Source organism: Glaciecola punicea, assembly GCF_001756615.1.
Lineage (GTDB): Bacteria > Pseudomonadota > Gammaproteobacteria > Enterobacterales > Alteromonadaceae > Glaciecola > Glaciecola punicea.
On the sequence record NZ_LZXY01000011.1, the window covers coordinates 56,772 to 68,862 of the forward strand.

Here is a 12,091-nt window from a genome sequence, read left to right on the forward strand (position 1 = left end):
AGGCTGGTTTTTTTATTCAATTAATATGTTCAAGCACGTGTTACCTTCACGTTGTTATTAACATCTCTGCTCTGTCTAATTAAGTCATCTCCCTTTTCATAGTCAGATTTTGCCAAGCGGTCATACAGCACTACATTGGCCGTCACGGCTAAATTCATACTGGTTTTCGTGGGAATATACACTACATGCTCACATGCGTTAACAATATGCTGGGGGACCGATCCGTCTTCGGGACCAAATATATAGTAGGCATTTTTAGGGTGAACAAATGCGGGTAGAGGAGTGGCACCTTCTACTAGTTCAATTACTACAGGAGTGGCGCCTTGAGGTAAAGCAGACAGTAAATCGTCTACCGCAGTGCTAGGAATTAAATTGCGGATCTTCTTCGTATCTTCGTGAAAAGCTTTGGCGTGAGTATATCGAGAGCCAGTATAAAAAATAGAAGACACCCCAAAACACCCGGCAGCGCGCAAAATAACCGCCACATTACTGGCTGATTTAGGGTTAAGTAAACCAATGCTAACGTGGTTATTGTCGTTTTTCATCTAACATCGCTTCTTTAATATTATCATCACCATTAGCCAGTAATTAACCCGTGTTGCGCATACCAACCGCAATACCAGTAATCGCTACCATCATCGCGCGTTCAAGGACCACTACGTCGTTGTCTTCAAACTTAGAGGATTTCGCTTTTCGAATTCTATCTAGTAGCTCAATTTGCACGTAGTGCAGTGGCTGTAAATATCCAGCCCTTATTTGCATTGAGTTTCTGGCATTTGGATCATCTTCCATCATGTGTTCATGGCCCGTCATTTTTAGCAAGCTTTGCATCGACTGCACCAGTTCTTCGCGCAAAGCTGCACCAAAGTGCAAAAGCTCATCGGGCACGAGGCGTTTGTCGTAAGCTTCACTCACCTTAGGATCTGCTTTTTGAAAAACCATGTCGAGCATAGATAAGCGTGATGCAAAAAACGGCCACTGATCTATCATGTCTTGCACAATGGGGGCATTGTCGCCCTGATTCACTTCATCTATTGCGCGCATTACGCCTAACCACGAAGGCAATACCAAGCGTGTTTGTGCCCATGCAAATATCCACGGGATTGCACGCAAGCTTTCAATGCCTCCGTGCGGGTTACGCTTGGCCGGACGGCTGCCCAGCGGTAATTTACCCAGTTCAAGCTCGGGGGTGGCGACTCTAAAATAAGGCACAAACTCAGGGTCGGTGTTAACGGTATGGCGATAATTGTCTCGGCCTTTGTTGGCCATGGTGGTGATAATTTCGCGCCACTGTGATTTTGGTTCAGGCGGCGGTAACAATACAGCTTCGATCACCGCGGATGCGTATAAAGATAAGCTGCGCTTAGCCAACTGTGGCATACCAAACTTAAAGCGGATCGTTTCACCTTGTTCGGTCACCCTAAAGCCCCCGTCGAGTGAGCCTGGTGGTTGCGAGTGAATAGCGGCTTTTGCGGGTAAGCCGCCGCGGCCAATAGTACCGCCTCGGCCATGGAATAAGGTGAGTTTAGTGTTGTGCTCCTTAGCTAAGTCAACCAAGGCTTCTTGGGCACTATACTGAGCCCAGCCGGCGGCCAACGAACCTGCGTCTTTAGCTGAATCTGAATACCCAATCATGACAAACTGTTGCCCATTTATATAGCCTTTGTACCAGTCTATACTAAGCAGGTTTTGCATAACGCTGGGAGAATTATTTAAATCGTCTAGTGTTTCAAACAGTGGGGCAACCGGCATTGGCCATTGCACCCCAGACTCTTTTAAAAGAAGTTGCACGCCAAGCACGTCTGAGGGCTCACTGGCCATTGAAATAATATAAATACCGAATCCGTCTTTGCCGTTATTGGCAATTACTTTACAGGTATCTAATACCTCTTTAACCTCGTTGCTTGGCTCCCATCTGGGGGGTATTAGTGGGCGACGAGACGATAGCTCGCGTAATAAAAAGGCTTGTTTGTCATCTTCACTCCACTGATGGTAGTCGCCCATGCCTAAAAATCGCGTGAGTTCGCTAAATACGTCGCTGTGGCGTTGGGCGTCTTGCCTAATATCAAGTTTGAGAAGATGTATACCAAAGCAATATGAGCGGCGCAAAATGTCTAGTATTGAGCCCTTGGCAATTACCTGCATGCCGCAGTCAAGCAAGGACTGATGGCAGTCAACAAGCGGGTTTTGTAATTCTTCATTCGTTTGTATCCACGTGCACACGGGGGCTTTGCCTATGGCAGTGCGATCTAAGGTTTGAATAAGAGGTTTTAATAAAGCTCTGTAGGGCTCTTTTACATCACCTACTTGCTCGCGCAACGTAGTGTTACACTTATTCATAGACAGCTCTGAGTAGAGCTGGTCTAGGTCGTTTTTAAATAACTTGGCCGCGCGTCGCCTTGCTCGCAGCAGTACTTCTTGAGTAAGACTTGAGGTTACGAAAGGGTTGCCGTCGCGATCACCGCCCATCCATGAACTAAACTGAACGGGCTTAGCGTCTAAAGGCAGCACAGTGTCAAAATTCGTGTGCAGGTAGCCGTTCAGGTCCCGTAAAAATTCAGGAATAGCTTCCCAAAGTGAGTTTTCTATTACCGAAAACCCCCAGCGCGCTTCGTCCACCGGGGTGGGGCGAACGGTTCTTATTTCGTCTGTATGCCACGATTGGCTAATAAGGTCTGCGATGCGCTGTTTAATGCGCCTGTTTTCAACATCACCTACATTGCCGCTGTGGAGCTGATGCAACTGATCCGCTAACTGACTTTGTTTGTAAATACTGGTTCGTCGGTTCACCTCGGTGGGGTGGGCAGTAAGCACTAAATCGATGTTGAGATTTTGAATGGCACTTAGTACTTTGTCTTTATCAGCGCGTAGGTCTAAATGTTGACTAAGATTATTCAACTGTGACTCTAAAGTACTTGCTTGATTGGCGGCAATATTAAATTCTTGTTCTGCAATGTTTGCCAGCGTTAAAAACTGTGCAAAAGCTCGTGCTATAGTAAGTAGTGACTGGTTGTCTAAATTGGCTAAAGTGCTGGCAAGCATTTCGGTGCTCAATGCATCGCCAGTTGAAGAATGACGGCCGTCATGGCGAATTTGCTCAATAGTCTCAAGCCATTGTTCACCTAACTCTTCTAAAATAGTGTCGCCAAGAGTAGCGCCTAAATATTTAACGGTTTCTTTAAGTTGCTCTATTAACGCAGGATTCATATAGCTAACAAACTCCATGTGACTAAATTATTATTAGAATAAGGGGACTAAATATAAACGCTGAAGCAATCCTTGTAGACTGCTTGGCGCTGATAATTTACCATATATTTTATCGAAGATATGCGTATTCTTCATTCAAAGCGACATAATACGGGCTTTGTGCGCTACTGCCTTTTAGTCATTAACATGAGTGTGATACAATTAAACACTTATCTTATTAAATAATTAACGGAGCAACTGTGGCAGATAAGTACATCGGTATAGAACAACAAGCAAGTTATGGCATTGGTTATCAAATGGGCGAGCAATTGGCTTCAAATCCTTTTGATGGACTCGACATTGAAGTGGTTAAAGATGGCATTAAAGAAGGCTTTGCTAAAGTATCGCCAAGCGTTAGCAACGACGATTTACGCGTTGCCTTTAACGAGATTCATCAGCGTATGGAAGCGGCTAAAAAAGAGCAGTTTGCTGGCTCCGTTCAGCAAGGCGCTGATTTTTTAGCTAAAAACAATAAGCGCGACGAAATTACTACAACCGCGTCTGGTCTTCAGTATGAAGTGATTAATCAAGGCAGCGGCGACAAGCCAAACGCTGACTCAACCGTGCGTGTGCATTACCACGGTACTCTTATGGATGGTACTGTGTTTGATAGTAGCTACGATCGCGGTCAACCGGCCGAATTCCCTGTTGGCGGCGTTATTAAGGGCTGGACCGAAGCGCTTCAACTTATGTCGGTAGGCGACAAACTGCGCTTATACGTGCCGCATGACCTAGCCTATGGCGAACAAGGCGCGGGCGCCGCTATTGGCCCTTTCAGCACCTTGATATTCGATGTGGAATTACTTGATATTCTGGCCTAATACCCGCTTATATTAGGCAATCAGGAGCGTAAGTTTTAGTGCGAGCCAAAGGATGTGCTTACCTACGACATGAAGGTAAACCAAATGAATTTTTGTAAAAACCAGTTGCTCTAATTGCGCTGGTTTTTTTAAATATAGGAGCATGGTGTTAAGGTACTTGAGAAAGTGTATTATCAAAATAGTTAGTGAATGGGCAGGGATCTTTATACAAAACGTTAGAAACCCAGGCATAAAGACCCTCAGTGCTGCCATAAACATAAAAGTAGACGCGCTGCTGGTAAGTTGAATCTGGACAGATTTGTTTAATGTCAAAGCTCAGTTACCATAGCGCAAACATTACTAACAAAAATTCACTAAAGCATACTATTCACATGCACTTTTATTATCAATATAACAATCAAGTCCAGGAGATTACATGGTTATTAAACCCAAGGTACGTGGCTTTATATGTACAAATGCACACCCGTTAGGCTGTAAAAAAAATGTCGGGAATCAGATTGCCTACGTAAAGTCTCAATTGCACAATACGCAACAGGCTCAGAACACTGAAGGGCCCAAAAATGTGTTGGTGATTGGATCGTCTACGGGTTACGGTTTAGCCTCAAGAATTACAGCAGCGTTCGGCTACGCGGCAAACACCCTAGGTGTGTGTTTTGAAAAGGCGCCCTCACAGCGTAAAACAGGCACCGCTGGATGGTACAACACGGGCGCTTTCCATGAACAAGCACATCGCGATGGCTTGTATGCAAGTACCATTAATGGCGACGCATTTTCAGATGAAATTAAAGCTGAGGCAATTGCCGCGATTAAAGAAAACCTAGGCAAAGTCGATCTCGTTATATACAGTTTGGCCTCCCCCCGACGTACTGATCCCGACACAGGGGATGTATACAAATCTACGTTAAAACCGGTCGGTCAGGCTTACACCACAAAAACCTATGACACGGATAAAGATTTGGTGCATGAAATAGCTCTAGAACCTGCGACCGACGATGAAATAGCGCAAACGGTTAAGGTAATGGGCGGGGAAGATTGGGAGCGCTGGTTAGTTCAGCTAAATGAGGCTGGTGTGCTCAGTGAAAACTGTAAAACCACGGCTTACACGTATATTGGAAAGGAATTAACGTGGCCAATTTATGGACAGGCAACCATTGGTTTAGCTAAAGAAGACTTAGATCGTGCGGCAAGTGCTATCATCGAAAAGCTGTCAGGTATTAACGCACAAGCAAACGTGTCTTCACTAAAAGCCTTAGTAACTCAAGCGAGCAGCGCTATTCCTGTCATGCCGCTTTATATTTCATTAATCTATAAAGTAATGAAAGAAGAAGGCACCCATGAAGGATGTATAGAACAAATTGTGGGCTTGTTTACTAATTGTTTATACTCCCAAGATCCTACGCTTGACGATATGAAGCGTTTCAGAATGGACGACAAAGAAACCAATGACGCTACTCAAGCCAAGATAAAAGTGCTGTGGGATCAAGTCACACAAGATACTTTCCATGAGTTAAGCGACTATAAAGGCTATAACACTGAGTTTCTAAACCTGTTTGGCTTTGCTGTTCAAGACGTTGATTATGAAGCCGATGTAGACACACTTGTGCAATGGCGATAATAGCGGTGGCTCAATGTCTATAGCCCGTAGTCCTTAACACGAGTTTATATTCTATAGCGTTTGCTATTTCGCAAGGCAAGTGAAGGGCTTGTTTATTATTTGGTGTTTATTTAAAATATAAATAATTACACGCGCCTTTTATAATTGCCTTGTGCGTTGCTTTTTCTATACGACTATCAACGTATATTGGTAGTTATAGTACAATTACCATAGCCTTTTGGGACCAGTTAATGTTAAAATAATGTCGTAAAATTAGGTTACGGTGCTGCTGTGCACAAGCATTGATGCAAATCAATCCATTTTGAAGAGCTGCGGTGTCGATTTCAGGGCCTCTTTTATCTACTAATACACCGAAATAATATATAAAGCTAAGAAGCACACTACGCGTTGCCACACTCATCTCTCAAAGAAAGAGGCGAAGCAGCATGCATGTGTCTATTTTCATACCTAGAACAGTAGATGCTAATTTAAAGTGGCTTGCGTCAGGCCAATTTAAATTAGTAACTATCGAGAGTAGCAATTTGCAATGATTAAAATCAAAAAAGGTTTAGACCTTCCAATAAATGGGGCACCTAAACAAGCGATAGGCGACACTATTGTCGTTTCTAAGGTAGCTGTGTTGGGAGAAGAGTATATAGGGATGCGGCCTACCATGCATGTGCAGGTAGGCGATGTGGTTAAAAAAGGCCAGCTTTTGTTTGAAGACAAAAAGAATCCTGGCGTGAAGTTTGTTTCACCTGCTGCAGGCGACGTGATTGAAATAAATCGTGGCGCTAGGCGAGTGCTGCAGTCGGTTGTGATTGGCGTTAAAGGAGAGGAGTTTGTCGCTTTTGACAAAATAGAAGCTGACAACATTCTGAACACTGAACGTCAAAAGCTAGTCGACACATTGATTGAGACTGGTTTGTGGACAGCGCTACGAACGCGGCCTTATAGTAAAGCCCCTGCTATTGACAGTACTCCACATTCAATTTTTGTCACGGCAACTGACACGAACCCCTTGGCGCTTGACCCGCAACTGGTTATTTCAGAGCGCGAAGAAGATTTTGCCAACGGTATAAAGGTACTTACGCAACTTGTATCAGGTGGGAAAATATTTGTGTGTAAAGCCTCTGGCGCTAATGTTAGTGCGTCTGGCGAAAACGTTGAAGTACATGAATTTTCTGGGCCTCACCCGGCTGGTTTAGTGGGTACCCACATTCATCATCTTGACACCGTTGGCGTGGGTAAAAAAGTGTGGCATATCAACTACCAGGACGTATTGTGCTTCGGCGCCTCGATTACATCAGGTGAACTAGATACACGCCGTGTTATATCCATTGCTGGTCCTGCGGCAAAGTCGCCCACGATAGTCCGCACTGTGCTAGGCGCGAGTACTAAAGAGCTAGTCGATGGTCAGTGCTACGACGCCCCCACTCGTGTAATTTCAGGTTCAGTGCTAAATGGCACCAAAGCAAGTGGTCCTCAGGCGTTTTTAGGCCGCTTCCACCTTCAAGTGTCATTGATACAAGAAGATGCTGAGAAGAGGTTTTTAGGCTGGATTTCGCCTGGTGCGAATAAGCACTCAGTGACGCGCGCTTACTTAGGGCATTTAAGCCCTAAGAAATTGTTTAACATGACATCGACGACTAATGGTTCAGACCGCTCTATGGTGCCAATTGGTAATTATGAGCGCATTATGCCTCTAGATGTTATACCCACTTTATTGTTACGCGACCTGTTATCGGGAGATACCGACGGCGCACAAACTTTGGGTGCACTCGAGCTAGACGAAGAAGATTTGGCCCTGTGTACCTATGTATGTCCGGGTAAATACGACTACGGTCCAGTGTTGCGAGAAGCATTAACTACTATTGAATCTGAGGGATAAATCATGGGTTTAAAGACGCTTATTGAAAAAGTTGAACCAGACTTTGAGGCTGGCGGTAAATACGAGAAATTCTATGCGCTTTACGAAGCTGCGGCGACTATCTTCTATACGCCTGGCAAAGTAAACAAGGCTAATACTCACGTAAAAGACAGTATTGACTTAAAACGAATTATGATTTTTGTGTGGATGGCTACTTTCCCAGCCATGTTTTACGGTATGTACAATATTGGTGCTCAAGCGCACGAAGCCATTTTAGCCGGCGCTGGTACTTTGCCCGACATATGGCAGGCTGCGCTATTCACCATGCTAGGCGGCAGTATGGACGCCAACACCGGATGGTTTAGCATGCTAGCTTACGGTGCATGTTTCTTTGTGCCTATATATGCGACAACCTTTATTGTCGGTGGTTTCTGGGAGGTGTTATTCGCTTCGGTCAGAAAACACGAAATTAACGAAGGTTTCTTTGTGACCTCCGTCCTCTTTTCATTGACCTTGCCAGCAACTATTCCACTATGGCAAGTTGCTTTAGGTATCACGTTTGGTGTAGTAATTGCCAAAGAAATATTCGGCGGCACTGGCCGTAACTTTCTTAACCCAGCGCTGTCAGGCAGAGCATTTTTGTACTTTGCATATCCTGCTCAAATATCGGGTGACCAAGTATGGGTAGCGGCTGACGGATACTCTGGCGCAACGTGGCTAACACAAGGCGCAAATGGCACGCTTGAGTATACTAGCGAAAACTTCATTCAAGCTTTCTTAGGCAATATTCCAGGCTCGGTTGGGGAAGTATCAACCCTAATGATTTTGATAGGCGGTTTGTTTATTATGTACTTAGGGATTGCAAGTTGGCGAATTGTATCAGGCGTAGCACTAGGCGCTGCAGGCTTTGGACTGCTGCTAAATATTATTGGTGGAGGCGAAGCGTCAAACGCAATGATGAATATGCCGTGGTACTTCCACTTCGTTATTGGCGGTTTAGCCTTTGGTATGTTCTTTATGGCAACAGATCCAGTTTCCGCCGCATTTACGAATCAAGGCAAATGGTTCTATGGTATTTTTATTGGCTTCATGACAGTGTTCATACGAGCGTTAAATCCGGCATTCCCAGAAGGTATTATGTTGGCAATTTTGTTCGCGAATCTATGGGCACCTCTATTTGACTATTTTGTTGCACAAAGCAATATAAAACGGAGGCTCTCTCGTGTCGGCTAAAAAAGAGACTTTAGGAAAAACAGTTGGTGTGGTGGTTGCAGTATGTTTCGTATGCTCTATTGTTGTGTCAAGCGCAGCAGTAGGTTTACGCAGCCTGCAGCAAGAAAATGCCGCGTTGGATAAAAAATCTAATGTGTTAAGTGCAGCTGGATTGCTAGATGAGGCCACAGATAAATCAGACATTGCCGCTATGTACGATGCTTTGGTTGTGGAGAAGTTTGTTGACTTATCAAGCGGTGAATATGTTGATAAGCCTAGTGAAGACTTCGATATGTACAAAGCAGCGAAAACCGACGAGTTTGGCGTTGAGGTTGGTAAAAGTAATGTAGGCTTCAAACAGCGCTCAAGCATCGCTATGGTTTATCATATAAAAGACGAGTCTGGAGATGTGTCAAGAATAATTTTACCCGTCCACGGCAGTGGTCTATGGGACTTGATGTACGGTTTCTTAGCGCTTGATAGTGACGGCCAAACTATTCGAGAATTGATTTATTATCAACATAAAGAAACGCCAGGACTTGGTGCTGAAATATTAAATCCAGCTTGGCAGCAGAAGTGGGATGGTAAACGGCTGTTTAAAGACGGTGAGGTTGCTATTACGGTCAGAAAGAACGTGGGTAACGACAATCCATATGCAGTAGATGGCCTGTCAGGCGCGACCTTAACGAGTAATGGCGTTGAAAATACACTTGTTTATTGGGCTGGGCCGAACGGCTTTGGTACCTATCTGAAAAATCAATCTTGGAAATCTTAAGGCAAGAATATGGCTGATACAAAAGAAATGAAAAAAGCCCTCTTCGGGCCGGTAGTAGATAGTAACCCTATAGCGCTGCATGTACTTGGTATATGTTCTGCGTTAGCGATCACAACTAAATTAGAGACGGCATTGGTGATGTCCTTAGCGCTCACAGTAGTGTGTGCTTTTTCTAACTTATTTATCTCGTTAATTCGAAATCAAATACCCTCGAGCGTCCGAATTATTGTGCAAATGACAATTATTGCGTCGTTGGTAATAGTGGTTGACCAAGTACTTAAAGCATACTCCTATGAAATATCTAAGCAATTATCGGTATTTGTGGGTCTTATTATAACCAACTGCATAGTAATGGGACGAGCCGAAGCCTATGCAATGAAGTCGCCCCCTTTCATGAGCTTCCTTGATGGAATAGGCAACGGTTTGGGTTATAGCTTTATATTGATAGTTATAGGTATTGTAAAAGAACTTTTCGGCTTTGGTACACTTCTAGGCTACACAATTCTTCCTTTAGTACAAAACGGTGGTTGGTATACAGGTAATGGCTTACTTATTTTACCATTTAGCTCGTTTATATTAATAGGCCTAATGATTTGGGCAATACGTGTTGCACGCCCAGAACAAGTCGAACCTAAGGAATAAGTGGTCATGGAACAATATGTATCATTATTTATTAGAGCTGTATTTGTAGAAAATATGGCACTGACGCTTTTCTTGGGCATGTGTACTTTTTTAGCAGTGTCTAAAAAAGTGAAGACTTCTATGGGTTTAGGTGTCGCGGTAATTGTGGTGCTGGGTATTTCAGTACCCGTTAACCAAGTTATTTTTACTGTCATTTTGGCGCCTGGTGCACTTGCTTGGGCTGGTTTTCCTGAAGCTGACCTTAGTTTTTTGAGCTTCTTGACGTTTATTGGCGTAATAGCTGCACTGGTACAGATTTTGGAAATGACATTAGATAAGTTCTTTCCGGTTCTGTATAACGCCTTGGGAATATTTTTGCCACTCATTACGGTTAACTGTGCAATATTTGGTGGCGTAGCGTTTGCCGTTCAACGTGAATACAACTTTACAGAAAGTATTGTTTATGGCATCGGCAGCGGTATAGGCTGGGCAATAGCTATAGTACTATTAGCGGCAGTACGTGAAAAGCTAAAATATGCAGATATGCCCGACGGTATCCGCGGTTTAGGTTCAGTATTTATGATTGCGGGCCTTATGGCTCTTGGTTTCCAGTCATTCACCGGCGTTTCGCTGTAAGGCGATTGAGGAGTTTTTAAAGTGGAAAATGTAGATATTTATTTAGGCGTTGGCATGTTCATCGCAATTGTATTGATATTGGTATTTGTTATCATGTTTGCTAAGTCAAAACTGGTACCTAGTGGCGACGTCAAAATAATGATTAATGATGACCCAAAAAATACCATTATCACTCAAACGGGTGGAAAATTGTTAAGCGCACTTTCAGACTCTGGTATTTTTGTGTCATCAGCCTGTGGCGGCGGTGGTTCATGCGGTCAATGTCGGGTTGATATAAAAGGCGGTGGTGGTGAAATACTGCCGACAGAGCTAGATCACATAACTAAACGCGACGCTAAGCAAGGCTGCCGCCTAGCGTGTCAAGTGGCAATTAAGCAAGACATGCAAATTGAGCTGCCAGAGGAAGTATTTGGGATCAAAAAGTGGGACTGCGCAGTATTGTCTAACGACAACGTAGCGACATTTATTAAAGAGCTTAAGCTTGGCATTCCTGACGGCGAAAGCGTGCCGTTTAAAGCCGGTGGTTATATTCAGATAGAAGCGCCGCCTCACCATGTTAAATATAAAGACTTTGACGTACCTCAAACATATCGTAAAGATTGGGAACATTTTGGTTTCTTTAATGTTGAATCAAAATGTGAAGAAGAGACTATCCGTGCCTATTCAATGGCAAACTACCCAGAAGAAGCGGGTATCATTTTGTTGAATGTGCGTATTGCAACACCTCCGCCTAACAATTTGAGTCTGCCTGCTGGCATAATGTCTTCGTTTATTTGGTCATTAACACCAGGTGATAAAGTGACTATTTCTGGTCCGTTTGGTGAGTTCTTTGCAAAGGACACTGAAGCTGAGATGGTGTTTGTAGGCGGTGGTGCAGGTATGGCGCCTATGCGCTCTCACTTGTTTGATCAATTACGTCGTCTAAAGTCTGAACGTAAAATATCGTTCTGGTATGGTGCTCGTTCTTCCCGTGAAATGTTTTATGTCGAAGATTTCGACATGTTACAGAAGGAGAATGAAAACTTTAAATGGCACGTCGCGCTTTCCGATCCACAGCCTGAAGATAAGTGGGAAGGCGACACGGGCTTCATACACAACGTATTGCTAGAAAAGTACCTAAAAGACCATCCTGCACCAGAAGATTGCGAGTTTTACATGTGTGGTCCACCTATGATGAATGCAGCTGTTATCAGCATGCTCAAAGATTTAGGCGTAGAAGATGAAAACATTATGCTGGATGATTTCGGCGGCTAATAATTCACTGTACTAGAATTGAAAAAGGGGCTAAAGCCCCTTTTTTGTATATTATTTCCCTA

Annotated in this window: 10 protein-coding genes; 8 read left to right on the forward strand and 2 right to left on the reverse strand. The window is 43.9% G+C overall.

Features of this window, described 5'->3' with window-relative positions:
* Nucleotides 1-29: 29 nt before the first annotated feature.
* Together BAE46_RS12180 and ppc are read right to left on the reverse strand one after the other, a co-directional pair.
* Nucleotides 30-545 (reverse strand): RNA methyltransferase, encoded by a 516-nt coding sequence (locus BAE46_RS12180; protein WP_006006131.1) that lies wholly within the window; start codon nt 543-545, stop codon nt 30-32.
* Nucleotides 546-588: 43 nt separating this feature from the next.
* On the reverse strand, nt 589-3,207 hold the full coding sequence (gene ppc, locus BAE46_RS12185) for a phosphoenolpyruvate carboxylase (protein WP_070112988.1): 2,619 nt from the start codon (nt 3,205-3,207) through the stop codon (nt 589-591).
* Nucleotides 3,208-3,446: 239 nt separating this feature from the next.
* On the opposite strand from ppc, the gene bamJ reads away from it, so the two are divergent.
* The 8 genes from bamJ to nqrF all read left to right on the forward strand — a co-directional run bounded on the left by bamJ (nt 3,447) and on the right by nqrF (nt 12,029).
* Entirely contained in the window at nt 3,447-4,067 is a 621-nt protein-coding gene (gene bamJ, locus BAE46_RS12190; RefSeq protein WP_006006136.1) for a BamJ family beta-barrel-assembly machinery protein, read from the forward strand.
* A gap of 415 nt (nt 4,068-4,482) precedes the next feature.
* Nucleotides 4,483-5,682 carry an enoyl-ACP reductase FabV gene (gene fabV, locus BAE46_RS12200; RefSeq protein WP_006006139.1) on the forward strand — a complete coding sequence of 400 codons (1,200 nt, stop codon included), beginning with the start codon at nt 4,483-4,485 and terminating at the stop codon, nt 5,680-5,682.
* Between the two features lie 526 nt (nt 5,683-6,208).
* Complete coding sequence (locus tag BAE46_RS12205; protein ID WP_040520886.1) at nt 6,209-7,552, forward strand: Na(+)-translocating NADH-quinone reductase subunit A; 1,344 nt, start codon at nt 6,209-6,211, stop codon at nt 7,550-7,552.
* A gap of 3 nt (nt 7,553-7,555) precedes the next feature.
* Nucleotides 7,556-8,764 (forward strand): NADH:ubiquinone reductase (Na(+)-transporting) subunit B, encoded by a 1,209-nt coding sequence (locus BAE46_RS12210; protein WP_006006143.1) that lies wholly within the window; start codon nt 7,556-7,558, stop codon nt 8,762-8,764.
* Nucleotides 8,754-9,518: a Na(+)-translocating NADH-quinone reductase subunit C gene (locus tag BAE46_RS12215; protein ID WP_006006144.1), complete on the forward strand. Its 765-nt coding sequence runs from the start codon at nt 8,754-8,756 to the stop codon at nt 9,516-9,518. Before BAE46_RS12210 ends, BAE46_RS12215 begins: the two co-directional genes overlap by 11 nt.
* Before the next feature lie 9 nt (nt 9,519-9,527).
* Complete coding sequence (locus BAE46_RS12220) at nt 9,528-10,160, forward strand: NADH:ubiquinone reductase (Na(+)-transporting) subunit D (RefSeq protein WP_006006146.1); 633 nt, start codon at nt 9,528-9,530, stop codon at nt 10,158-10,160.
* A 6-nt stretch (nt 10,161-10,166) separates the two neighbouring features.
* A complete protein-coding gene (gene nqrE / locus BAE46_RS12225) occupies nt 10,167-10,775 on the forward strand; it encodes an NADH:ubiquinone reductase (Na(+)-transporting) subunit E (protein ID WP_006006147.1) in 609 nt (202 codons plus the stop codon).
* Between the two features lie 21 nt (nt 10,776-10,796).
* Nucleotides 10,797-12,029 carry an NADH:ubiquinone reductase (Na(+)-transporting) subunit F gene (nqrF, locus tag BAE46_RS12230; protein WP_006006149.1) on the forward strand — a complete coding sequence of 411 codons (1,233 nt, stop codon included), beginning with the start codon at nt 10,797-10,799 and terminating at the stop codon, nt 12,027-12,029.
* The last annotated feature ends 62 nt before the right edge of the window (nt 12,030-12,091 follow it).